This is a genomic window from Neisseria uirgultaei, from assembly GCF_962719845.1.
Taxonomy (GTDB): Bacteria; Pseudomonadota; Gammaproteobacteria; order Burkholderiales; family Neisseriaceae; genus Neisseria; species Neisseria bergeri.
Window position 1 is genome coordinate 20,463 of the sequence record NZ_CAUIYF010000004.1, and the last position, 25,223, is coordinate 45,685.

The following is a 25,223-nucleotide window of genomic DNA, read 5'->3' on the forward strand; positions in this document are numbered from 1 at the left end:
AAATGCCGTCTGAAGCCCTTCAGACGGCATTTTTCAGGCTGCGTTTCGGAATGGTGTTAAAAAATAAACGAGATGAGATACATTTATTTTCGTCCGACAAATCAGACCATCACGCCGAATAATCAAACAATGCCTGCCCGACATTGCATATAACAAACCAATGCAATCTTAAAACACGGCTTTTTTATTTTCTTCCGGCATTATTGAAAAGTTTGTCCATCGGGGTCAGATCGACCGCATTGCCCTGGCTGGTAATCCATTTGTTCTCGACGCGCCACACGCCTGCCGCGTCCTCCACGCGCACATACCAGTGGTTGGTCGGCGGAAGGGTTTTGAACACCGCCTCATATTCCGCCCTGCCGTTCTGCACTCTGCCGACGGGCTTGAGGCTTACGGTTTGATCGTCCGCCTTGCGGGTCGGGTGCATCAGCAGCAGGTTCAAAGGCTGTTTGCCGTCAAATTCGCCGCTGACGAACACCTTTGCCGCATTCATATCGGGGGAAATGAGGACCTGTACCCCGATATGCCGTCTAACGGCTTCTTCATCCCGATGAAGCTGGATGTCGATATGCTTGCCGTCCTTATAATAATCGTCCGTAACCAAATCTGTCGCGTGCTGCTGTGCGACAAAAAACATGGCGACGCTGGCGATGACGACAAAAATCGGCCCCGCCATCAAGACCCACGGCCAGACGTGTTTGTACCAAGGCTTGATTGGAGTGTTTTGAGACACGGTTATTCTCCGATAAAGGTTGCGTCTTCTTCCAAAACAACCGGCTTGCCGTCTGATGCACCGCTTTCCCGGCATTGGAAGATAAACTCGATAGGATGACTGCCTTTGTCCGCGTATTCCGGAATGGTGGATACTTGGACGGGAAGGGTTACCGTTTCGCGCGGGGCAACCTTGATACCGCCTTCGGGCAGCCCGGTCAGGGCGATTTCGTCAAAGCCTTTGATACTTGCGCTAACCAACTGTTCTTTTTCGCTGTTGTTGATGATACGCAGGCTGTATGCGTTTTCCAGCCAGCCTTTGGCGTTTTCGCGCACCATTACGCCACGGTCTTTCAAAATATCGACTTCGACCATTTTGCGCGTGGACAAACCGACCAAAAAGGCGGCGATAACCACTGCCAACACCGCGCCGTAACCTGCCACGCGCGGTCTGAGCAGCCGTTTTTTAATGTCTTTTTCAGAATATTCGTGTTCCAGCGCGCTTTCGGTCGTATAACGGATTAATCCGCGCGGATAGCCCATTTTGTCCATAATCTCATCACACGCGTCGATACAGGCGGCGCAGCCGATACATTGGTATTGCAGACCGTTGCGGATGTCGATGCCGACAGGGCAGACTTGGACGCACATCGCACAGTTGATGCAGTCGCCCAAACCCGCCTCTTCCTTGTTGACCGTTTTCTTGCGGGCTCCGCGCGGTTCGCCGCGTTCCGCGTCATAAGAAACAATCAGCGTGTCCTTGTCGAACATCGCGCTTTGGAAACGTGCATACGGACACATATGCAGGCATACTTTTTCGCGCATAATATGGGCGAAGAAGAAGGTCATAAAGCCGTAAAACGCTGCGGCAAACACCGCGCCGCTACCTGCTGCTCCGGTGAATAAATCGGGAACGAACTGGCGGATAGGGACAAACCAGCCTGCAAACGTGATGCCCGTCCACGCGCAGACAAGGAAAATCAACAGGTATTTGGTGGCTTTGATGCGGATTTTGGTGAAATTCCACGGCGATTTTTCCAGTTTCAGCCGTTTGTTTCTATCGCCTTCGACCAGGTTGTCAATCCACAGCATAATTTCGGTATAAACCGTTTGCGGGCAGGAATAGCCGCACCACAGTCGCCCTGCAATCGTCGTCCACCAAAACAGCCCGAAGGCGCAAATCATCAGCAGCAGGGCAAGGTAAATCAAATCGCCCATCCCCAACGACAATCCGAAAATGAAGAAATGCCGTTCGGGGATATTGAAAACGACGGCCTGCCTGCCGCTCCAGTTGAACCACGGAATCACATAAAACACAAACTGCGTTGCCAACACTGCGGCGATACGCAATTTGGCGAACCGCCCTTCCGCCTTTTTGGGATGGATGCGTTCGCCTTCGGGATGGATTTGAATCACGCTGGCACGCGGATCGAATGTTTTTTTCGCTTTCGGTGCGGCTTTTGTTTTTTCGGACGGGCTGTGCTCGGGTTCCGGATTACCGGCTTGATTTTCCGTGGTCATGCTACGTTCCTTGATTTTTGATTAATGGTTTGTCCGTCGTGGCTACTGTTTTCTTTTCAGACGGCATTTTGCTTTTTTTGATGTCTTTACGTTTTGATATTTTCAGAAAATATATTTTTCTCAAAATACACTCTTGCTATTGTACAACTTTATGCACTTATTGATACGCAAAAAGATAAATATCCGAACAATACCGCCCCAAATGCACCTCCCCTTCACGGACAAAGCCATATATGCTGAAAACTTCCTTATTTGAATATAATTAAAAAACAACGGGTAAGAAATAAATAGGCAAATGACTGCAAAAAACGTCGATACCCCATCATAAACAAACACTATTTATTTAATAAATAATTTGTAACACTTTGTTTTCAAAAGTATAGAAACACCTTTCACATCCAAGCTGAAACCAATATCCCGATACCCGGAGCATATATCCTTCCGGCACAGCCGTACCGCCTGCCCCTCCTTTTCTTGAAAGCATATACGAATCGGGCGATAATCAACGCCGTCTGACCATCCACTTATCCGAAACACCAGCAAGGAAAATACAAAATGTCTCAACTGGCAAACGCAATCCGCTTCCTCTCGGCCGATGCCGTTCAAAAAGCCAATTCCGGCCACCCAGGCGCGCCTATGGGTATGGCGGAAATGGCGGAAACATTGTGGACGAAATTCCTCAATCACAACCCCGCTAACCCCAAATTCTACAACCGCGACCGCTTCGTCCTCTCCAACGGCCACGCGTCTATGCTGTTGTACAGCCTGCTGCACCTGACCGGTTACAACGTATCCATCGAAGACTTGAAAAACTTCCGCCAACTGCACAGCAAAACCCCCGGACACCCCGAATACGGCTACACCGACGGCGTGGAAACCACGACCGGCCCGTTGGGACAAGGGATTGCCAACGCGGTGGGTATGGCATTGGCGGAAAAAATCCTTGCCGCCGAATTCAATAAAGACAGTTTAAACATCGTCGATCACTACACCTACGTCTTCATGGGTGACGGCTGCCTGATGGAAGGCGTATCGCACGAAGCCTGTTCGCTCGCCGGCACTTTGGGCTTGGGAAAACTGATTGTTTTATATGATGACAACAATATTTCCATCGACGGCAAAGTGGACGGCTGGTTTACCGAAAACATCCCGCAACGCTTTGAAAGCTACGGCTGGCACGTCGTTCCCAACGTAAACGGTCATGACACCGCCGCCATTCAAGCCGCTATCGAAGCCGCCCGCGCCGAAACCGGTAAACCGTCCATCATCTGCTGCAAAACCTTAATCGGGAAAGGCAGCGCCAACAAAGAAGGCAGCCACAAAACCCACGGCGCACCTTTGGGTGCGGACGAAATCGAAGCCACGCGCAAACATTTGGGTTGGGCATATCCTGCGTTTGAAATCCCGCAAGAAATTTACGATGCGTGGAATGCCAAAGGAAAAGGCGCGAAACTGGAAGCGGAATGGGACAAACTGTTCGCGCAATATCAAGCCAAATATCCCGCCGAAGCCGCAGAATTTGTGCGCCGTATGGATAAAAAACTGCCGGAAAACTTTGACGAGTACGTTCAGACGGCATTGAAAGAAGTGTGCGCCAAAGCGGAAACCGTCGCCACCCGCAAAGCCAGCCAAAACAGCATCGAAATCTTGGCAAAAGAGCTGCCCGAACTGGTGGGCGGTTCTGCCGACCTGACCCCGTCCAACCTGACCGACTGGTCAAACAGCGTTTCCGTTACCCGCGACAAAGGCGGCAACTACATCCACTACGGCGTGCGCGAGTTCAGTATGGGCGCGATTATGAACGGCTTGGTATTGCACGGCGGCGTAAAACCATTCGGCGCGACTTTCCTGATGTTCAGCGAATACGAACGCAACGCCCTGCGCATGGCAGCACTGATGAAAATCAACCCCGTCTTCGTCTTCACCCACGATTCCATCGGTCTCGGCGAAGACGGCCCGACCCACCAACCCGTCGAGCAAACCGCCACCCTGCGCCTGATTCCGAACATGGACGTATGGCGTCCGTGCGACACCGCCGAATCGCTGGTGGCATGGGCGGAAGCGGTAAAAGCCGCCGATCACCCGTCCTGCCTGATTTTCAGCCGTCAAAACCTGAAATTCCAAACGCGTGATGAGCAACAACTGAACGATATCAAACGCGGCGGCTACGTTATCAGCGAAGCCCAAGGCAACGCCCAAGCCGTCATCATTGCCACCGGTTCTGAAGTTGAGTTGGCTCTGGAAGCGCAAAAAGCCCTCGCCGCGCAAAACATCGCTGTACGCGTCGTTTCCATGCCGTCCACCAACGTCTTCGACCGCCAAGACGCCGCCTATAAAGCCGCCGTCCTGCCCGAAGGTCTGCCGCGCATTGCCGTAGAAGCCGGACACGCCGACGGTTGGTACAAATACGTCGGTCTGAACGGCGCAGTCGTCGGCATCAACCGCTTCGGCGAATCCGCCCCTGCCGATCTGCTGTTCAAAGAATTCGGCTTTACCGTGGACAATGTGGTTGATACTGTGAAATCAGTGCTGTAACCCCACACCTGAACAAATGCCGTCTGAAACCAATTAGGGCTTCAGACGGCATTTTTATATTCTCGCTGCCATGATGCTTTCTCATCCCACCAATCTCCATTATAATATTTGCGAATCACTCTTATTTACATTTCAAAAGGAGAAACGCATGAGCACCCGTACCGAGCACGACACCATGGGCAATGTCGAAGTCCCGTCCGAAGCCTATTGGGGCGCGCAGACCCAGCGCAGCCGCAACAATTTCAAAATCGGCGGCGAAACCCTGCCGCAGCCGTTGATTCATGCTTTGGCGTTGGTAAAAAAAGCCGCTGCCGCGACCAATGTTTCCCTCGGCAGGATTAAGCCCGAACAGGCGGATTTGATTACGCAGGCGGCAGATGATGTGTTGAATGGCAAGCTCGACGGGCAGTTTCCTTTAGTGGTTTGGCAGACCGGTTCCGGTACGCAGTCCAATATGAATATGAACGAAGTGCTGGCGAACCGCGCCAACGAAATCGCCGGTACGGGTTTGGCGGCGTATCAGCCCGTCCATCCCAATGACCATGTGAACCACGCGCAATCGACCAATGATGCGTTCCCGACCGCCATCCACGTCGCCGCCGCGATTGAAATCAACCGCCACCTTATTCCGGCGGTAAAAGCCTTGCGCGACACCTTGGACAAAAAAGCCCAAGCCTTCGCCCCCATCGTCAAAATCGGCCGCACCCACTTGCAGGACGCGACGCCGCTGACTTTGGGACAAGAGTTTTCCGGCTACGTTTCCCAGCTCGACCACGGCTTAGGCCGTCTAAACGACGCGCTTAAAGGTTTGTACGAACTCGCCTTGGGCGGCACAGCAGTCGGCACAGGTTTGAACAGCCATCCCGAATACGCCGAAAAAGCCGCCGCCAAACTCGCCAAACTGTCCGGCCTGCCGTTTGTCAGCGCGCCGAACAAATTTGAAGCCTTGAGCGGACGCGATGCCGCCGTTGCCGCTTCGGGCGCATTGAAAACGCTGGCGGCAAGCCTGAACAAAATCGCCAACGACATCCGCTGGTTGGCAAGCGGTCCGCGCTGCGGTTTGGGCGAAATCAAAATCCCCGAAAACGAGCCGGGTTCGTCCATCATGCCGGGCAAAGTCAACCCGACCCAATGCGAGGCGATGACCATGGTGTGCTGCCAAGTGTTCGGCAACGACGTTACCATCGGCATGGCGGGCGCGTCGGGCAATTTCGAGCTGAACGTCTATATGCCCGTTATTGCCTACAACCTCTTGCAATCCATCCGCCTGTTGGGCGATGCGTGCAATAGCTTCAACGAAAACTGCGCCGTCGGCATCGAACCCGTACCGGAAAAAATCGACTATTTCCTGCACCATTCCCTGATGCTGGTTACTGCGTTAAACCGCAAAATCGGTTACGAAAACGCCGCCAAAGTCGCCAAAACCGCCTATAAAAACGATAAATCGTTGCGCGAAACCGCCGTTGAGTTGGGCTTGCTGACAGGCGAAGAGTTTGACGAGCTGGTCGTCCCCGCCGATATGGTTCATCCGCGCTAATCTTTCCCTCAAATAAAATGCCGTCTGAAACCTTGTTCAGACGGCATTTTCCGTTGCCTGCAAACTAGCGGCGTTTGAACAGCCTGTCCCCCACCGCCGCCGTAACCGCGCCCCCGACCACGACCAGTGCGCCTGCATAACCCAAACCGTTCATATCCGGCGCGGCAAAAGTATCAGGCATCACATAATGCCCGAGCAAAGAAAATATTACGGTAAACACGGGGAGCAAGGTTGTTACCACGCTGACTTTGGAAGCCTCCCAATATTTCAACGCCTCGCCGAACGAGCCGTAACCGATTAACGTATTCAAGCAGCAATACACAAAACAAACCCATGCCAACGTACCGTCCAAACTTCCGATGTGTGCCGGTTCGGCAAACGGCAGGAACACGGCGGCACTTGCCGCATAAATCAACAGCAGAATCTGTTGCGGCCCGAATTGCGCCGACAGCAGCTTTTGCGCCACGGCATAACACACCCAGGCCATACTGCCTGCCGCGCACAGCAACACGCCCTTCGCATACGCGCCCAAACCCGACAATTCGCCGAATTTGTCGTTAAAAAACATAAGCAAACCGACAAGCAGCAAAACCAAACCGATTTTCTGCGCGGCAGTCATCTGGTCTTTAAACAGCAATACGCCGACAACAATCATCGTAAACGGCGAAATCTGCCACAAAACCTGCGTCGTAGTCGGCGAAATATAATGCAGCCCTTGGGCAATCAGCACAAAGTTTGCCGAAATACCCGCCACGCCGAGCAGCAGCAGCCTGAATGACCGCCAAGAAAAATCCCGCCGCTTCGGCAGCCGCCCGCCCAATGCCAGCAAAACAAACAATACCGCCGCCGCCACGGTAAAACGCACCCACACCAGCGTCGGCGCATCGACAAACTTCAATACCTGCCGCACGGCAATCGGCAGCGTCCCCCACGTCATCGCCGCCAAAAGTGCCAACGCGAAGCCTAGGAGCGGCCTTTGGTTTTCCATCCTGATTTCCCCATTTTTAAACAACCGTATTGCCGGACGATGCCGGTTTGCCGCATCGGGCAATGATGGTTCAAGCGTTTGGCGTTGAATTCCAACCTTTTGATTTCAAACAAACCGGCTGAAGCCCGGCTATTGCTTCGCGCTATTTGGAAACACCGCCTGAATTTTAAAATATAGTGGATTAACAAAAACCAGTACGGCGTTGCCTCGCCTTAGCTCAAAGAGAGCGATTCTCTAAGGTGCTGAAGCACCAAGTGAATCGGTTCCGTACTATTTGTACTGTCTGCGGCTTCGTCGCCTTGTCCTGATTTTTGTTAATCCACTATACCGTCTGAAAACAGCGGGGGCCTGCGGCAGGCATCACTGCCTCAAAACGCCCGAACGGCGCAATCGCAACGTTCCGCCCAACGCAGGGGGCGGCAACAAGCCGGCACAAATGCAAAAAAGAGAAACCCTGCCCCGTAAGGTTTAAGGTTTCTCCGTCCTTTATGATTTCCCTCCGCGAGGATGTGCTGCCGTAAAATTCAGAACGGTTGTTTCTATATAATAGAAACTGTAAAAATAAAATTAAAATAGTTCCAATGTATTATAAATTAAAAGCAACATAATTATTTGAAATACGTAAAAATAGTACCCGCAATTGAATAATAATAGCCCTATATTTTACAAAATTAGTGCAGGATTTGTATGAATTGCTTTCAAGAGCCAGCCCTTTATTTGCTCTTATTTCAATCCTTTTTCTGCCAACCAGTTTTCCAACACATCAGCGATTTCCACGTTATTCGCTTCGGCAAAGGCGAAATAGCTGTTGCCGCATATGCCGATTTCAGGCAAGCACACAACGCTGGCTTCGCCGCCGTGGCGGTTGACACAGTCGGTGAAAGCTTGCGCCATATGGATGCGCTTACTCCGACGCTGTGATGCCCAATGTGGGTTGTCTGCCGAGATGTAATCGCCGCGCTGGAAGCCGAACAGACCGAGCTGAACACGCAACTTTCCGACCCCGAAATCTTTAAAGACTACGAAAAAGCCGGCAGCCTGCAAGCGCGCGCGGAAGAAATCGAAACGCTGCTGCTGGAGAAATTGGAGCGGTGGGAAATGCTGGAAGGGAAGCAGAACGGGGGGTGATTTGGGTTTCAGGTAGCCTGATGGGGGGTGGAAGGCTGCCTGAAAGCGTATTTCAATGGCGGATTATCGGGGGCAAGGGGTGGATGATGAATATGCTGTTGTAAGGGGTAAAATTTTTCCGATATCAACTTGAAATATATTTTTAAAATGACCACATTGATACAATTAACAACTTTTATAGGAGCATAAAATGAAACTTACTAATGTTACTATTTACAAATATAAATCTTACGATCAACAACAATCATTCCCCATTGATGATGACATTACAATTATTGTCGGAAAAAATGAATCTGGAAAAACAGCAATCTTAGAAGCAATCGCAAAAACAAATTACTTTTCTGATGATAGTGATTTTGAATTTAATCCAACGCATGATTATCCAAGAAAAGAAAAAAAGAAATACGACAAATCCGGTGAAATTGGAAAAGCTATTTCTTGCACTTACCTACTGGAACAAGAAGAAATCAGTGAGATTGAAAAATATTTAGGGTGTGGTGTTGTTAGCAAATGGGAGTTTACTGTTACTACTAAGTATGACAATCGCATAACGGTTACACATCCAGAAGTTGATACAAATAAATTTCTAGAGTTTATTGGTAATAAATATAATTTAAACTCTAAAAATTTAGATATTCTTAAAACATTAACAAGTAAAGAAGAAATTCTTGATGCTATTGATGGACATAGATCAGAAGAAGATGCCTCTGAGAAAGAAAAATTTTCTAAAACATTAATTCATATTAAAGATAATTATTTTACAGATTTAAATTGGGATGATTGGTTGGCTGCGTACCTTTGGCAAAGACACCTTAACCCAATTATGCCTAAGTTTATGTATTTTGATGAATATTACGAATTACCATCCGAAATAAATTTGGAGACTATTAGCAAGTCCACTACTCAGGATGCTAAAACAGCTAAAGCATTATTAGAATTGGCTGATGTTGATTTAGATGATTTAAAGAGTCCAGATTCTTATGAAGACTTTAAAGCAGAACTTGAAGCTACATCAAGTGAAATTACTCAACATATTTTTAAATACTGGAAAAATAATACCGGACTAAGATTTCAATTTGATATTGAAAACAAAATAAACCGTAACTCTCCAAATACTAGTGAAAAATATCTTAATATTCGGATTTGGAGTGATAAGCATCATATTAGCCTGCCATTGTCTAATCGCAGTAAAGGATTTAATTGGTTCTTTTCATTCATCGTTTGGTTTAGCAGAATTCAAGAGGATAAATCAAATCAATATATCTTATTATTAGATGAGCCAGGTCTGAATCTTCATGCTGCAGCACAATCCGATCTATTGAATTTTTTAGATGATTTATCTAAAGAATATCAAATTATATACACAACACACTCACCATTTATGGTTCCACATAATAGTTTAGAAAGAGTTAGGACTGTATATAAATCAAAAGATGGGACAACAATAAAAGATGCCATTGAAGAAAAAGATTCAGATACTTTATTCCCATTACAGGCTGCTCTTGGATATGATATAGCTCAAAATCTTTTTATTAATAAAAATAATCTATTGGTTGAAGGAGTGTCAGATTTAATCTATTTAACAATGATGTCTTCTATATTAGAAGAATCTGGTCTACAAGGTATAAGGGACGATATAACAATTGTTCCTGTTGGTGGATTAGATAAAGTTACATCTTTTATTTCTTTGTTAAAAGGTCAAAATTTAAATATCGTTTGTGCATTAGATACATTTACTGATCAGAAAGGGAAGGCAAGGCTCAATAGTCTTATTGAGCAGAAGATTATTAAAGACAAAAGCATACTTTTCTTCAATGAATTTTCTAGAAATGTTGGTAATATAGCTGATTTAGAGGATCTATTTAGTATTGAAGAGTATTTGAAGTTCTTTAATTCAGCTTTTGATGAATATGACGATATAGCTGCATCAGTTATAGATGCTAGTAAACCAGTAATTCAACAAATAAATAAAATCATTGGAAAATCTCGATATAATCATTACAGACCGTCAATGACTGCAAGCAAACTAGGTTTATCGAAGGGTGATTTTAGTCAAGAAACGATTGAACGTTTTGAAAACCTATTTAAGAAAATAAATTCATTATTTTAGAATACTGTACGGATAGTACGCTAAAGCTCCCTATAAAGAGGTCATCTGAAACCTAATCTTTCAGACGATATAGAACGATTTTGGTAGGCTGGAATGCCCACCCTATGCACTGTCGGGCATTCCAGCCCGACATTTTTTATCCTGATGATTAGCCTTTCCCTAAAACCCTTTTACCATTTACAGCCTACTCAACAAAATCCCAGCCGCTATAATACGTTCATCCATCAACAGTAACGCAAGGAAAGATTATGTACATCATCGACAATGCCGCCAAACTGGTACTGACCACAGAACAAATGGCCGAAATCGAAAGCCTAGCGGAAGAAACTGGCGTGGATACGCGTGGCAGCTAGGAAGGCGAAGCATAAATCCGTTTTAACTCCGTTAAAGCACACGCTTTAGCTTCGCAGAAACTCGCTTCGCTCCGTTTTCAGGTAGCTCGAACCAGCCGAAAGGTCGTCTGAAAGCATCAAAAAGCAGCCTGCAACCTGCCCTCTGTTTACCACACAAAATCCAAATGCAGGCTGTCATCGGCCTGAATCCTATGATTTGGGCGTGCTGCTTTCCCCTTTTTATGGGTATTCGGAAGAGGCATACCGGCAGAACTTGGCGAACAGAGGCATTACCCGGTCGGTAAAAATTAAAGAATTGGAATTTGACGGACAGGGAAAATTGTCGGAAGGCTGTATGTTGATTTTGGAAGTGGAGCAGAAGAAAGGGGACAAGCTGTTTACGCTTTCGCCTGTACCGTTAAACGAGATCATTCATTTTATGCAGGACACTTGGCGGTATTGCTGATGCGGAAAGGACGGATTGAAAACCCGTCCTTTTGTTTTGCCGGTTGTTTTTCAGGTAGCCTACACCATTCAAAGCTACCTGAAAATTCATTTCTAAAAATAAAAGCTCATTCATTCAATGCCGCCAATCTCGCCCGAATTTTTGCAGCTGCATCTTCCGTACTGTTACCAACGATAACGTTTTGCTTGTCGTCGAAATACTGCACGGCAGGGAGGTCGCGCAGGAAGCTGTCAATATCCTGTGCGGTCAGGAAACGGCCGTGCATATCCCAGCCGACATTGAGGGCGCGTCCTTTGACGGCAGCCATGCGGTCGTGCAGATGGCCGTAGAGGTGGTATAGGCCGTGGTGGATGCCGTCCCATTCGTATAAGGGATAGTGGCACAAAATCGCGGTATTGCCGATTTCGGGCAGTTTGAGCCGCAGGTAATGGCTGGCGGACGAGAGCAACGGATAACCGTCGGCTTTGCGTGTGTTGAGGAAATGTGCTTCGTTTTGCCGAATTAGGTAGTCGTGGTTACCGTAGATCAAATGGTGTTGACCGTTAAGCCGTTGCAGCACGGCTTCGATGTGTGCGGGATTTTTGGCAAAGCAGACATCGCCGAGGTTGTAAACAGTGTCTTGCGGGGTAACGACGCGGTTCCAGCAGTCGATCAGGTATTCGTTCAGCTCGTTGGTGTTATCGCTTTGTAGGCGGAATTGCGGGCAGTATCGGGCGATGTTGGGATGGGAGAAGTGCCAGTCGGCGGTGAAATAGGTTTGGGACATGGGATACTCGGTTTCGGGTGATCTTACAATGAAAAATAAGGTGCAGGCTGCTTTAGAGGCCGTCTGAAACAGGGTTGGGGCGATAAAAAGCAGCCTGCACTTTTTTGCCCACCTATCTGCCGGTCAATACCAACCGTCGGCAGAAGGCTTCCCAGTCGGTAAGGTGCACAACGTGCGTGCCGTCTGCCAACGGGTATACATCGGAAGCGCAAGTGGTGAGCCAATAGGTGTAAAACGGAAGTTTGGCGATGTCGGCTTCCGATACGGCAGGGGCATTATCCTGTTCTGGCGTATACACAATCGGCAAGCCGAAATAGCTGTATTGACCGTCTGCGACTTTGTCACCTATGAGGCCGGTTTGGCCGCGGTGTCTGCCGGTACGGACAAATCGGCGGCAGAACGCGTTCCAATCATGCAGAAAAACGGTGGCTTGCCCGTCTATCAGGCTTTGGGCGGAACCGATGCTGCTGTCCCGCCAAAACGGGTAGAACGGTAATGCAGCGATGTGATGTTCCATGATGACCGGAAAATCTCTCTGCCCTACCGGCCGCATCACCGGAACGCCGAAACAGGCGGTTTCAGGCAAGGCATGTGCAGGCTGCATGAAGGCGTTTCGCAGCATAACGGTCGCTTCGGCAGGGTCAATACCCAAAATGTCTATGGCAGGTTGCATAGTTGCGGGCAGGTCGCAAAAGCAGCCTGCACCTTCAGGCAGGCAATACACCGAGTTGTGTGTATGGGCCAGCGGTGCCGCCCATTGAGTAACGGGCGAAGTGCGGATTCGGCTGCCCGCGGCAAAGCGTCCCGAACCATCTTGGGCGACCGTGCCGTACACCACGGCATACTCGGATTTGCCGGGCGTGTGGTAGCGGGTGAAGGTCCAATCAGCCAGCATGCAAGTGGATATTGTACAGTCGTAGACATGCGTTGATTGGATGGTATGAGTGTGGGTGTTTGGCATGGGCTCATTCCTGAAATGGCGAGGTTTAGACAGCCACAGTCATTGCGAGGTATGCAGATTGCCTGAAATTTCGCGTTACACTTCAATTACGTTCCTGTTCCGATAACTAGTTTGCACAATTATTTTTTGGAATACCTTTGGGATTAATAACCATGCAGCAGTCTTAAATTTTTGCATACATGACCGTGTGCTTGTCTCCGGCAAGACGTGAGCGAGGCTGAGCAAATCCATATTGTTAACAAAATAAAGATTTAGTGGAGACTACTGCAAGTTGGGGTGCGGGCTTGAGCAGAAAGTAGTTCAGTACAATAGTGTTTGACTCGCCATTAAACTGCTGTATCTCTCCGGCCAGAAGAAGTAGATGTTGACGAAAATTGTTTTCTACTCTACCCATCAAGAAGTTTAATAGGTGTGAAGAGATTGTCTGAAAATTGATTCTCAGACGATCTTTTGTAGAGACTACTATAGTAAAAATAATTTACCTTACATCCTATAAATTACCTACGTTGACGGTTAACAGCAATAAGAGGCTTATTTAAAGTAACTTGGGTCATACCATGCATATATGCATTATATTGCCATACAATAAATTGCTGTTTATATCGCTCATTAATTTCTTCCAAACGTTGTACTTGAGCTTTTAAATTCTTAACTTGCTTTTGCAGATAATCCATTGTTACATTCGGTTCTGGATTAGCTTTTGCTTTTTCTTTAAGATTCTGTTTTTGTTTACTAAATGCCTCTTGTATATCTGGATAATTAGCTAGTGATTGTCTTTCAATACTCTTAATATTCAATAACTCTGAAACTTTAGAGCAAAGTAAATTCCACGTTAACTTCCCCTCCCAAGTTTTAATCAACATAATGATATCTTCCAAATTTTCTTCTGTAATAAGAATTTTAGGCATACTACATCTCCATTAACCTATATAAATCATCATCAAGTTTAGCCGTTTCTGGTTTTTTAACATCTATATCCATTCCTTTTTCCAATAAGGCTAACTTGACTGGTGAAGGATCATATTCGTCAGGTATTCGTAATAGTGCACCATTTGGAATTTCACTATTTTCCAAGAATGCAATTTTGGTTCTTATATGTGCCAATCTCCACCCTAGGTTACTTACCCAACGATCTGCACCAAAAGCTCCTAATTTATGGTGTTCTTTTGCTTTATTAATTTGCTCTGTAAGCTGAATTTCTCTATGCCTTAATATTTCTAAAGATGATTCTAATCCTTTAATACAAATAAGTTCCTTACATGTTTCACAATCTCCATGGCGAGAACATGGCGACATTGCATAATCATGCTCACAAATGCCTATTTCTGTTATAGTTGCAATTCCAATTCTATTTTTTCCTAAGTCTTCATAGGTAATAGGAAGATTTAAATGAATTTTGTCTAATATTGAAATATCCTCAGGAATGAGTAAATCTCGAACAGCCTCACTTTTTTTCTTCTTCTGTTCTGTGATCATAAGCTTTATTATCTGCCACTCTAGCTCTGCCTGCCCAGTTAGCTAAAGTCAATTCATCCATTCCACCTCGCTCAGCTTTTGTACTCAACCAATGCCTTGCATTATGCGATGGCAATCTAATAAATTCTCCTTTAGATGTACCTATACAATGTTTTTCCCATAATGATGTTTTAGGACGAGTTTCTGAATAGCAAAATCTATCATTAATTTGATTCACTGTTGGTAACACAAAAGAAAAACGTTTAGGGGAAAAATCATCATGAAATTCATTTTCTCTGAATAATAACAAAGCCTCAGAAACCTTCACGCTTTTATGTTTATCAACATAAGGCCAATTATTAAATTTTGATGTGTATTTCTTATACAAAAATTTCCCTAGTATCTCATAAGTTATAATTCCATCGTTTTCACTTATTAAATTTTTAAACCATTTAGTATTACAGCTATTTTTGGAATCAATATCTAACACTTCAGCAATTTCACTTTTAGTTAAATGCTTTTGGTATAAAGAATGGGATGGTGCAAGTTCTTTATTTGATAACATCAATATATTAGGATTTTCTTCTGCAAATTTAGCAACCTCTCTAGCCAAAGAGCTTATATTTGTTAAACGTTCAACCGCTTCAACAATAATATCTTGCATACAGCTAGGAACCCACTTTAATCCCTCTTTACCATTTTTTGCTGGTATCCATCGAATACCTAATTGCTTATTTCCCAAACTATCATACTCCCATTCTAAGCAATTGACAGATAAAGACATCAACTCAGAACAACGAGATGGAGCGACCATAAGTAGAGCCATAACAGCTGTATAATATTCAGTTTCTTTGTCTAAATTGGGAGCATCATGAAAGAGTTTAGCAACCAGCATCATTTCTTCATCAGTTGGCATTTTTACTTGAACGATATTCTTTTCCTTTTTCATCTAGCAATATAGTCAAATCTCTAGGACGTTTATATGGATTTTCCCATAAAGGTAGTTGAGGAGTAATTTGATTTTCTCTACAAAAATCAAATAATTTTTGAATTTGATACCCTAATTTATTGACTGATTCCGTACCTTTTTTATATTTTTTTGATACGATATTTTCTACTTCATGGATAACTAAATAATCAAGTTGTAATATATCAGTATTCTTTTTAACAGCATACAAAGCCATTTCAACTATACGTAATGCTTCCATATGTCTAGCTAATTGACGGATTGGATGCAAGGAGTAAGTATAGCGAATATATGCTTTAGCAAACTCAATGAATTGAGCAGCTAATGGCTCATATTTATAAGCTGTAGATTTAATTCTTTCTGTGGAAAAACGAACCTGAACTGGATAAATGCTGAATGTTGTTTTCCATTGGTTGTTTTCCCAGCAATCCTTTCCAAAGGTAATAAGCTGATTTTTACTGAAATTAATAAATTGCTCTAAATTAGATTTAGGATTATTATCTTTTGGAGTGAAAATTAGATTGTTCATAATCAGTGGCTTACCATAGTTCTCTTCATATCATTGCAAGCTTGAACAACATACTCAACAGCTAAAATAATACGATCTTTGGATGATGCATAATCTATGCTTTTAGTTTGTTTTAAACGTTCTTCCTTTTCTTCATACAGCTTATTTAGGATCTGTTGATGAGGACCATCAATTAAAGGTCTAAATTTAGGGCATAAATAACAAGTTTCATAGCCAGTTATACAAAAATCATTTGTACCACAAGCACCTATTGTATCTATTCCGTTATTGGTTATTAAAGATGTTGGATCGTGCCCCCTTTCGCTTTCATTTAAGTTAGAAATAATTCTACCTGTAAATGCTTGGGCTAGTTTTCCCATTTCAGCACCCATAACACGATCAATGTATTGCACTGTATCAGCTGTATTTTCTGTGTAAACTTTTACATTTTGTGTATCTGTGTGATCTAAAAGCTCAGCAATGATTGCTGCTCCAACTCCTTTTCTTCCTAGATTTGTTCCTCTTGTATGGCGAAAACGTCTTGCTGTTACATGAATAATTTCACCTGTTCTTTCTGAAGTTGCTTTTTGGTGAATACAGAATTTTCGTAATGAGTGTAGCTCCAACGAAGAAGCTGAATAATGAAAAATATCTTTGTTTAATAATGAAAGATCAAAATTCCTATTTTTGATATTCATTTTTAAACATTTCCAATCAATAAACATTGGTAATTTCATTTTATAACCAGAAATAAAGGTTTCATCAACCAGACTAAGCAATTTCTTATATTGATATTCTATAAAGTTTAGGAGAATTAAATATAAGTCCTCTGTGATAGCAAGTTTTTTAATCGTTTCTCTAAATAATCCTCCTCTTTTTTTTTGCACTAGGGATATGTAGAAAATAACTCCATGTTCCTTGAGAGATTTCCTTTCTTAGGTCTTCAAATTTTAAATGGCGTATTTGAATGGGTCTTCTAGCTGTAGATTGAAGTAAGTGAATATATACATATGTTTCAAATGAAATAAGATCTTCTCTCCAAAGTCTAGCTAGTTCAGCCATTAAAGCCAAAATTTCATTTTCAGTAAACGCTCCTGTATAAGGGCACCTCATTAATACCGATTTACCTTTCTCATTTCCACTCAACGTAAAGCTTTCTAGCAACGACACAACAGATTTATCAACTCCATAATAGCCATACTCATGCCATGATAGTAAAAAACCCTTTAATGCTCCTAAATGCCATTCACGTTCTTTACCTAAAGTAGCTTTCCAATTTATTATCACTGATGTATCAATAATATTTGAGTTAGTACTTATTACAAATTCTTGGAATCGACGATGCATATTAAAAGTATGGTAGCTAGAATATTTTTCAGCATAAGTAGCAAGTGTTTTTTTAAATCCTTCTAGTGTTTTATGATCTATATCTAATACAGCTTGAGAGAAATTAATTGTAATATCTTTACTTATATGCCAAGAGTTTCCATTTTCATCAAATGCATACCCATCTCTTGACTGTCTAAAACGTTTATTCTGATTCATAATTATCAACCTTTTTTTGAAACTCAATCTGAAGATCTAATAATATTTTGTTAGCTTTTTCTCTTATATAACGTTGATTATAAATATTTCCTGATTTCTCGGATGTATGTCCCATAAGATGTTGTCTCATCTTTGCTTCTTTTTCTGGAGAAATAAAATCTTTATGAGAAGAATCATGATTTATATTTTGATTATTTTCATCCACCTTTCGTGAAAAATATAAGTTCCATTCATGACGAAAAATATGCGAATGAATAATAGAAAATTTAGGATTTATCTTTTTCATCGTTGGTACAATAACGTTATCAAAAGAACTAGTACTAATTGGGTTTCCTTGCGTTTTTCCTTTTCGATGGGTCACAAATAAATATGGATGTTTATTAGCGTTAGGAATCTTAGAGCGATAGTTCATAATATAGTCATTGATAAGTTGAGCTATATTTTGTGAAATAGGAAGTCGTCTTTCTTTCGTTTTACTTACAGCTTGCTGATTCCTTGTGTCAAATTTATCATCATGCGTTCGTCTAATTGTAATTGAGGATTTGGCTGTTCCTATATCAATAAATGGGATTTGAATTGATAATAACTCTCCTCTTCTAATCCCTAATTCCTTTAATAAGATAAACATCAAATGGTTTCTTTTTCTAATTCCAATATCTTGAAATGGATTATTAGGATTAGAAAAGTTCGCAATAGACATAAACTCATCTAACAATCCATCAGGTAGCTCACTTTCTGGTTTGATAGATAATGTTTTATGATTTTTAGGTCTTGACTCTTTAATTAACTCAATTAGATTCGTCCATTTTGCGATATATTTGTTAGATACATTAATTACTTTAGATAGAAATAATATGTATTCTGAAAGCGTTGTTAGTCTATTATATTGATGACTAAGAGATACGGAAGAATAAATATCAATAAATTGAGTCCTACCTTTCATTGACACACTTTTTTTTGTATTGATTACATTCTTTTGCTTTTTTATATTTATTCTCATATGTCGAATAAGGGATTCTAATTGGCTTTCTGTTAAGAGTGTTTTGTTATGAATTAGATCGCTAATAACAAGATTATTCTGTTTTTCCCAATTCATTATCCACTGTATAGTTCCCAGCTTATTCCTAATTGTGTTTACTGCGGATTGATTACGTAGTTCTACAGTTACCCATAAGGTGGAATAAAAATCAGGGATATCTGTTTTCTCATTAACCAATAGAGGGAAACGCTCTCCATTTGAAAAAAGGATTGTTATTAGTTTATACATAACACTTAATTTACAAGTTAAATATATATAAATACTACAAAAAATAAGCTTTCCATGTCAAATAAATGTAAAAAAGAGAACCCCTTTAAAATAAGGGGTTCTCTATATTTATAGAGATTTTATTTTACAGTTTTAAATTATATGTAACTCAGAACGGGATGTCGTCGTCAATATCCTCGACCGGGGCGGCGGCCGGCACGGGTTGGCGGCGCGGCGCGGCTGGTGCTTCTTGAGGATGGGACGGCGCGTCGGGGGCGGGCTGCCGGCTTTGCTGAGCGGGGCGTTGGTAAGCCTCCTGACTCTGACCGTAACCTTCCTCGTAAGGCGCGCCGCCGCTGTTTTCATTGCGCCCGCCCAACATTTTCATTTCGTTGGCGACAATATCGTAAGCGGTACGTTCGATGCCGTCTTTGCCTTGGTATTTGCGGCTTTGGATTTTGCCTTCCAAATAAACCAGCCCGCCTTTTTTGAGGTATTGGCCGGCAATTTCCGCCAGTTTGCGGTACATCGTGATGTTGTGCCACTCAGTGCGCTCCACGCGCTGGCCGTTGCGGTCGTTCCATGTTTCGCTGGTGGCGACGCTGAAATTACAAACCGCTTCACCGTTGGGCATATAGCGCACTTCGGGATCGCGTCCGAGGCGGCCGATAAGGATGACTTTGTTCAATGACATTTTTTAAACTCCTGTGATGATTTTTTCAGCGGCAGCCTGATCGAAACCCTTCTGCAACACTTTGAGATAGACGGTCTGCCTGTCGAAACTGAAACCGATGTCTTCCACGCCTTCCAACTGCAACAGGGCGCATTGCAAGCCGTCCTGATTGCCCTGCCACACGCCGCCGACAGGGTAACTGAGGTTTTTGACGGGCTTGGGCGCGGGCGATAAAACGGCAATTACCAGCCACAGCAGCATCAATATGCTGCAAAAGGCAAACACGCCGACAAAGCCGTATTTTTGGAACAACAATCCGCCTGCCGCACCGCCGGCAAACAGTCCGACCGACTGCATCGTGTTGTACACGCCCATCGCCGTACCCTTCAGGTCAGACGGCGCGATTTTGGAAACCATAGACGGCAGGCTGGCTTCCAAAACATTGAAACCAATAAAGTAAACAACCAGATAAGCGGTAATCAAGCCTACCGAGCGCATACCGGACAGCAAACCGAGCTGCGCCGCCGCAATACAGACGATACCCAAAACAAAAACCTGTTTGAGCTTGTTGCGCGTCTCGCCGACGATAATCAGCGGAACCATCACCACCAAGCCCGTAATGGTCGAGGGCAGATAGACTTTCCAATGCTGGATTTTTTCCAAACCGAGCTGGGTCATGGCGAAAGGCAGCGCGGTAAACAATGCCATTTGCGCGGCATGCAGGGCAAAAATACCGAAATCGAGGTTAAGCAGTTGGCGGTTTTTCAAAACTTCGCCTATGCGCGAAGGCTGCGCCTGCGTGTCCTCATGCAGCTTGGAAACTTCGGGATCGGGAGTCATCCACGCCACCACGCCGATACTGGCAACGGTCAAAATACCGGTCAGCAGGAACAAGCCGCGTACGCCCACCGCGTCGGCAATCACAGGGGCAACGACGAGGCTGACCGAAAACGTCAGACCGATACTCAAACCTATCATTGCCATTGCGCGGGTACGTACGCCGTCGCGCGTCAAATCCGCCAGCAGCGCGGTAACCGCCGCACTGACCGCTCCCGCCCCCTGTATGGCGCGTGCGGCAACCAGCATGGGCAATGTATCGGCGGCGGCGGCAAGGAAGCTGCCCGCTGCAAAGACGACCAGCCCCGCATAAATGGTTTTCTTGCGCCCGAACTTGTCGGAAGCGATGCCCAAAGGCAATTGCAGCAGAGCCTGCGTCAGCCCGTAAATGCCCATTGCCAGTCCGACCAGCGTTTTGTTGCCTTCCGCGCCGGGCAGCGAGGCGGCGTACACCGCCAATACGGGCAGCACGAGGAACATACCCAGCATACGCAGCGCGTACACGCCGGAAAGCGTCGTACTGGCGCGCCATTCGTGCGGAAACATTTGGATGCGGTTATCTCTTGCCATCATATTTTTTCAGACGGCATCAACAGTTGCAATGCCGTCTGAACTTCCAGTGAACAGATTTTCGGATTATACAGGATTCGCCGTATTTCGGTTGCGGCACAATGCGCCTACCACTGCCAGCGGTTGCGCCATGCACCCAAAACGGCGTTCGGATATTTATTGCTGCCCAAGCTGCCGTTAAAGCGGGCAAGCGCGCGGACGATGTCGCCCTTTTCAAGGTTGCGGTAATGGCGCAGGATGGTGCAGCCGTAACGCAGGTTGGTGCGGATGTCGAACAGGTTGTGCGCCGGTTTGCCGATGTAGTTTTTCCAAAACGGCATAACCTGCATCAGGCCGCGCGCGCCGACGCCGCTGATTGCATACTGGCGGAACGCGCTTTCCACCTCAATCAGCCCCAACACAATCTGCGTATCCAAACCGGCCCGGCTGCTTTCATACTGGATATTGACCAGCAGCCTGCGCCGCTCCTCCTCATCGGGGACAAACCTTGCCAAACGTGCCGACATGGCTGACAACCAACGCTCGCCCTCTTTCGGATCGTCAAACACCAGCCTCGGCGGATTTATGCTGCCGACAGAGCTTCTCATCACGGAAGCCACATCGTCGGCAAGCGTTTCTTCACGTTGCGCGCCGGCTTGTGCCAGCGGACTGAGCAACAGCGCGCCGGCGGCACACAACAGGCGGCGGCGTTGCAGATTGACGGGTAGAGTATCGGTCGTTTTGTTCATAGGGAATGGGGCGCGTCCGGACGTTTCAGACGGCATTAAATATTCAAACAGACATGATTGCTTTCAACGCGAAAAACCGCGCACAAAATCCAAGCACGGCATATCGCCCTGCCCTTTTCAGGCAAATCTCGATTTTACCGCTCTCAAGAACGCTTGTCCAAACAGGCACAGGCAACACCGCCCGGGCATTTCCCGTTTTTACCTGCTATCTGTTGTCCGGATTGTGCAGCAGCACCATCAGCGCATCACGCTTTTCGGGCGGCAGCAGGCGGAAATATTTCAACAGCAGGGCTTCTTGCGGCGAAACCGCACCTTCCGTGCCAGAGAGCCTGCCGTGGCGCAGCCATTCCGCGCTGGTATCCAGCCATTTTGCCAGCGTCTCGATTTTATCCGGAGTCGGAATCGACCTGCCGACCAGCCAATGGTGGAACGCCTGCGTACTGACAGGCTGATTGGGATGGCGCAGGTTGAAGCGGTTGGCGAGGCTGGCATTGGACAGCTCGTCCAAACCCGCGAGGCGTATTGCTGTTTTCAAACGTTCGCTGAAATCGGTTTTATCTTGTTCGGTATGCATAATGGCGGATTATGAATAGCCGACTATTACCTTTTTTAAACAAAATAATTGATAGCATTAACAATTTAGTTGTCAGTAAAAGTAAATATGGGTATGATGGGAAGCGGTTTACACAACCATAAACTTATTTACTTATTTTCTGAAATTTTGGGGACTTATGATGACTTTGAACAAAGTTTTCGCATTGAGCATGATTACCTTGAGCCTGGCAGCTTGCGGCAGCAAACCTCCCAGCAGCACCCTGCCCAACACTAACCCGACTGTTACCAATCCGTCCAACAGCAACCAAACAAATAACGGCAATGCTGCTGCCAACAATGGCAACTCTGCCAATAGCGGTAACTCTGCCAATAGCGGTAACTCTGCCAATAGCGGCAACTCTGCCAATAGCGGCAACTCTGCCAATAGCGGTAACACCGCCGATAGCGGTAACACTGCCGCCAACAATCCTCCTCCGTTTACACTGACAAACGGCACACCTAATTTTTCAGTCAGCGTCAGTGGATTGAAACGTGAGGCTGAAGGAGATGTGCATGAGTTGGCTGAAGAATACGATTTGGATGATGCAACTGTTTTGACTTACCAAGTCAGCACTCTGGGTCAAAATGCCAATGGCGGCTCTCTTGATTTGTCTAAAGCACCTTTGAAAACGCTGACCCGCGCTGCACATACAGAATCTGCACAGGTACGTGCAGAGGGTAAAACTTATACACTGACCCGCAGAGGCGAGTCCCATATCTACCGCCAGAATTATTCTCTGATTGCCGGCGTTAAACCGACTTCCTACTCGATTCAAGGAGATGGAGTGAATAAGCGTGAGCCTATCAATGATGAAGATTATCTGACTATCAAAGGTACGCCGACTGAAGTTTTGCCCACAGCCGGTAAAGCGACTTATTCCGGTGCTGCATTTGACGGACAAAATCAAGGCGTATTGAGCTACTCCGTCGATTTCAAGGAAAGAACGGGTGAGGGCAACATTACCGGTTTGGGTGAAAAAGTCGTCTTGAACAAGGGCAACATAACCAATATCAATCATAATAACAAAATTGATGGAAGCCACCTTCAAGGCTACGGTATTCAAGGCTCTTCTAATAAAGGTAATTACGAACTCGGCTTCTTCGGTGCCAATGCCGAAGAAATCGTCGGTGCAGTTACTGAGGGTACAAATAGCATCGGCTTTGCCGGCTCCCGTTAATCCCGCCTGATACAAATGCCGTCTGAAACCGGAAACGGTCTTTCAGACGGCATTTCGACCATTTGACTGCGCGGTTTGCCCGTCCGGTCCCTTGCCCTGAAACTGTTTGACTTATGAAAAAATTTGCTTTGCTTCTTTTGTCCGTGCCGGCGGCGGCTGTTGCCGAAACGCCCGTTTTGCCCATACCCGTGTCGAAGCAGGTGTTCGTGGACGGCAAGTTCGACGATAGGATAGTGCCTGCCGAAAGGCTTGAAAGGGCTGACGAAACGGAAATGCCGGTTCTGCCGCTTGCTTCCTATGCCCCATCTTTTGACGAACAGATCGACAATGCCTTCCGCCTGTTGCAGCGTGCCGCGCCGAATCGGGCTGCCGCGCCTGTTGTTGCATCTGTCGGCAAGGCAGAAGAGACCGAAATCAAGCCTGTGGCGACGCATAAGAAGTTTTCCAACGAGGCGGCTTTCGGTACGGGTACGTCCATGCCGTCTGAAACCCTTGCAGCCGGGGAAGCCGCCGAAGCCGTTTCAGACGGCAATGCCTCTCTTGCGGGTTTGGAAGAGCAGATCAACCGCGCCGTCGTCGCCCGCGATTGGGATACGCTGAAAACGCTGCTGGAAAACTATCGCGCCCTGCCGGATTTCAATCCGGTTCTGCACGATTACGCGCTGGGCGGTTTGCGCCGCAGCCAGTTGCGCCATGACGAGGCGGTGGCTTTGTATCGCGGCATTTTGGCGCAACAGCCCGATTTGGCGTATCCGCGTTTCGATTTGGGCGTGATGCTGTTTGAAAACAGGCAGTACCGCGAGGCGAAGGCGGAATTGGAGCGGGCGAAACCCGATTTGCAGCCGCCGATGCAGCAGCTTGCCGACCACTATCTTGCCGCCATAGACAAGGCTCAAGGCTGGAAGCCCGATGTGTCGCTGCAATACGAGCAGACAGACAATGTGAACAACGCTTCGTCCGAAAAAACGATTGAATTTGCAGGCAGAAGTTGGACGAAAACCGCCGACAGCCTGCCGCAAAAAGCACACGGTTTGCGCTACGGCTTGGGCGTGTCGCGCGAAATCAATGCGGGCGGGCATCATTTCCTCTACGGCGGCATCAGCGGCGGCGGCGTGCATTATTGGGATAACAAAGATTTCAGCGAACAGAGCCTGCGCCTGTCGTTCGGCTATAAAAACCATTCGGTAACGCGCTCGTTCGGCATCGTGCCGTTTGTCGAGCAAAACCTCTTAGGCGGCAGCCGATACAATTTCGTCGGCGGCTTCAATGCCGATTTCTCCCAACGCTTGAACGAACGCTGGCGGTTGACGCTGAACGCAGGCAATATGTGGAAGCATTATCAGGAAGACCGCACCGCCGCCCGATACGACAGCCATATGCCGCTGGCGGGCGCGACGCTGATGTATTCCGCGCCGAAAGACTGGCTGCTTTACGGCGGGGCGGACTGGTCGCACGACATGACGAAAGAGGCGGAACAGGCTTCCGTCCGCAAGGGTTTGCGTGTCGGCGCGGTCAAAACGTTCGACGGCGGCTTGGGTCTGCGGGCAAACCTGCGCTATACCCGCAGGACTTTTGATGCACCCGGGATCATTGTGTACCGCTTCCCGCGTAAAGACCACGAATATCAGGCAAACCTGTCGTTGTGGCACGACAAAATCTCTTGGAAGGGATTTACGCCGCAACTCAATTTCCGCTATCTGAAAATCGACAGCAATATGAAAAGTTTTTACACACGCAAAAACACGCAGATTTTCATGAGCGTGGAAAAGGATTTCAAATAAGCGCAAAAATGCCGTCTGAACGTTTTTCAGACGGCATTTTTTGCTGTCGGAAACATACCGTCGGCAACATCTGTGAGCAGAATCAA

Annotated in this window: 22 protein-coding genes and 1 pseudogene; 6 read left to right on the forward strand and 17 right to left on the reverse strand. The window is 46.2% G+C overall.

Annotation, left to right across the window (positions count from 1 at the left end):
• Window positions 1–184: 184 nt before the first annotated feature.
• Window positions 185–733: a FixH family protein gene (locus Q9J32_RS03355; protein WP_301885273.1), complete on the reverse strand. Its 549-nt coding sequence runs from the start codon at window positions 731–733 to the stop codon at window positions 185–187.
• A 2-nt stretch (window positions 734–735) separates the two neighbouring features.
• A complete protein-coding gene (gene ccoG, locus Q9J32_RS03360) occupies window positions 736–2,232 on the reverse strand; it encodes a cytochrome c oxidase accessory protein CcoG (protein ID WP_304675360.1) in 1,497 nt (498 codons plus the stop codon).
• Between the two features lie 555 nt (window positions 2,233–2,787).
• Between ccoG and tkt the strand changes: the two genes are divergently transcribed.
• Window positions 2,788–4,767, forward strand: coding sequence for a transketolase (gene tkt / locus Q9J32_RS03365; protein WP_301885271.1), 1,980 nt, complete (start codon window positions 2,788–2,790; stop codon window positions 4,765–4,767).
• 148 nt (window positions 4,768–4,915) lie between these two features.
• Entirely contained in the window at window positions 4,916–6,304 is a 1,389-nt protein-coding gene (gene fumC, locus Q9J32_RS03370) for a class II fumarate hydratase (protein WP_301885270.1), read from the forward strand.
• Window positions 6,305–6,368: 64 nt separating this feature from the next.
• On the opposite strand, the gene Q9J32_RS03375 is transcribed toward fumC, so the two are convergent.
• Together Q9J32_RS03375 and Q9J32_RS03380 are read right to left on the reverse strand one after the other, a co-directional pair.
• Window positions 6,369–7,292 (reverse strand): DMT family transporter, encoded by a 924-nt coding sequence (locus tag Q9J32_RS03375; RefSeq protein WP_301885269.1) that lies wholly within the window; start codon window positions 7,290–7,292, stop codon window positions 6,369–6,371.
• A 723-nt stretch (window positions 7,293–8,015) separates the two neighbouring features.
• Window positions 8,016–8,186 carry a hypothetical protein gene (locus Q9J32_RS03380; protein ID WP_301885268.1) on the reverse strand — a complete coding sequence of 57 codons (171 nt, stop codon included), beginning with the start codon at window positions 8,184–8,186 and terminating at the stop codon, window positions 8,016–8,018.
• A 51-nt stretch (window positions 8,187–8,237) separates the two neighbouring features.
• Here Q9J32_RS03380 and Q9J32_RS03385 point away from each other — a divergent pair.
• Together Q9J32_RS03385 and Q9J32_RS03390 are read left to right on the forward strand one after the other, a co-directional pair.
• Window positions 8,238–8,420 (forward strand): annotated as a pseudogene (locus tag Q9J32_RS03385) (ABC transporter C-terminal domain-containing protein); the annotation flags it as partial.
• Between the two features lie 190 nt (window positions 8,421–8,610).
• Window positions 8,611–10,530: an AAA family ATPase gene (locus tag Q9J32_RS03390; RefSeq protein ID WP_301885267.1), complete on the forward strand. Its 1,920-nt coding sequence runs from the start codon at window positions 8,611–8,613 to the stop codon at window positions 10,528–10,530.
• A gap of 904 nt (window positions 10,531–11,434) precedes the next feature.
• Here Q9J32_RS03390 and Q9J32_RS03395 read toward each other — a convergent pair.
• From Q9J32_RS03395 to Q9J32_RS03455, 13 genes are all read right to left on the reverse strand, one after another.
• Entirely contained in the window at window positions 11,435–12,094 is a 660-nt protein-coding gene (locus Q9J32_RS03395; protein WP_301885266.1) for a phosphoesterase, read from the reverse strand.
• A gap of 112 nt (window positions 12,095–12,206) precedes the next feature.
• Complete coding sequence (locus Q9J32_RS03400; protein ID WP_301885265.1) at window positions 12,207–12,989, reverse strand: hypothetical protein; 783 nt, start codon at window positions 12,987–12,989, stop codon at window positions 12,207–12,209.
• A gap of 563 nt (window positions 12,990–13,552) precedes the next feature.
• Window positions 13,553–13,963, reverse strand: a complete 411-nt coding sequence (locus tag Q9J32_RS03405) for a hypothetical protein (protein ID WP_301885264.1) — start codon at window positions 13,961–13,963, stop codon at window positions 13,553–13,555.
• A 1-nt stretch (window position 13,964) separates the two neighbouring features.
• Window positions 13,965–14,531 (reverse strand): hypothetical protein, encoded by a 567-nt coding sequence (locus tag Q9J32_RS03410; RefSeq protein WP_301885263.1) that lies wholly within the window; start codon window positions 14,529–14,531, stop codon window positions 13,965–13,967.
• Window positions 14,500–15,459 (reverse strand): hypothetical protein, encoded by a 960-nt coding sequence (locus Q9J32_RS03415; RefSeq protein ID WP_301885262.1) that lies wholly within the window; start codon window positions 15,457–15,459, stop codon window positions 14,500–14,502. Before Q9J32_RS03415 ends, Q9J32_RS03410 begins: the two co-directional genes overlap by 32 nt.
• Window positions 15,416–16,006, reverse strand: a complete 591-nt coding sequence (locus Q9J32_RS03420) for a hypothetical protein (RefSeq protein WP_301885261.1) — start codon at window positions 16,004–16,006, stop codon at window positions 15,416–15,418. Before Q9J32_RS03420 ends, Q9J32_RS03415 begins: the two co-directional genes overlap by 44 nt.
• A 2-nt stretch (window positions 16,007–16,008) precedes the next feature.
• Window positions 16,009–16,872 carry a tyrosine-type recombinase/integrase gene (locus Q9J32_RS03425; RefSeq protein WP_301885260.1) on the reverse strand — a complete coding sequence of 288 codons (864 nt, stop codon included), beginning with the start codon at window positions 16,870–16,872 and terminating at the stop codon, window positions 16,009–16,011.
• Complete coding sequence (locus Q9J32_RS03430) at window positions 16,844–17,530, reverse strand: integrase (protein ID WP_301885259.1); 687 nt, start codon at window positions 17,528–17,530, stop codon at window positions 16,844–16,846. The genes Q9J32_RS03425 and Q9J32_RS03430 overlap by 29 nt, the downstream gene beginning before the upstream one ends.
• On the reverse strand, window positions 17,517–18,797 hold the full coding sequence (locus Q9J32_RS03435; RefSeq protein ID WP_301885258.1) for a site-specific integrase: 1,281 nt from the start codon (window positions 18,795–18,797) through the stop codon (window positions 17,517–17,519). The genes Q9J32_RS03430 and Q9J32_RS03435 overlap by 14 nt, the downstream gene beginning before the upstream one ends.
• Window positions 18,798–18,945: 148 nt before the next feature.
• Window positions 18,946–19,470, reverse strand: a complete 525-nt coding sequence (locus tag Q9J32_RS03440) for a single-stranded DNA-binding protein (protein WP_115437522.1) — start codon at window positions 19,468–19,470, stop codon at window positions 18,946–18,948.
• Between the two features lie 3 nt (window positions 19,471–19,473).
• Complete coding sequence (locus tag Q9J32_RS03445) at window positions 19,474–20,856, reverse strand: MFS transporter (protein ID WP_301885298.1); 1,383 nt, start codon at window positions 20,854–20,856, stop codon at window positions 19,474–19,476.
• A gap of 107 nt (window positions 20,857–20,963) precedes the next feature.
• Entirely contained in the window at window positions 20,964–21,584 is a 621-nt protein-coding gene (locus tag Q9J32_RS03450) for a lytic transglycosylase domain-containing protein (protein WP_301885296.1), read from the reverse strand.
• A gap of 205 nt (window positions 21,585–21,789) precedes the next feature.
• Window positions 21,790–22,158, reverse strand: coding sequence for a transcriptional regulator (locus tag Q9J32_RS03455; protein ID WP_301885257.1), 369 nt, complete (start codon window positions 22,156–22,158; stop codon window positions 21,790–21,792).
• A gap of 190 nt (window positions 22,159–22,348) precedes the next feature.
• Here Q9J32_RS03455 and Q9J32_RS03460 point away from each other — a divergent pair, with 190 nt between their 5' ends.
• Both Q9J32_RS03460 and Q9J32_RS03465 read left to right on the forward strand, forming a co-directional pair.
• Window positions 22,349–23,356, forward strand: coding sequence for a factor H binding protein domain-containing protein (locus Q9J32_RS03460; RefSeq protein WP_304673078.1), 1,008 nt, complete (start codon window positions 22,349–22,351; stop codon window positions 23,354–23,356).
• A gap of 113 nt (window positions 23,357–23,469) precedes the next feature.
• Complete coding sequence (locus Q9J32_RS03465) at window positions 23,470–25,137, forward strand: surface lipoprotein assembly modifier (protein WP_301885255.1); 1,668 nt, start codon at window positions 23,470–23,472, stop codon at window positions 25,135–25,137.
• Window positions 25,138–25,223: the final 86 nt, after the last annotated feature.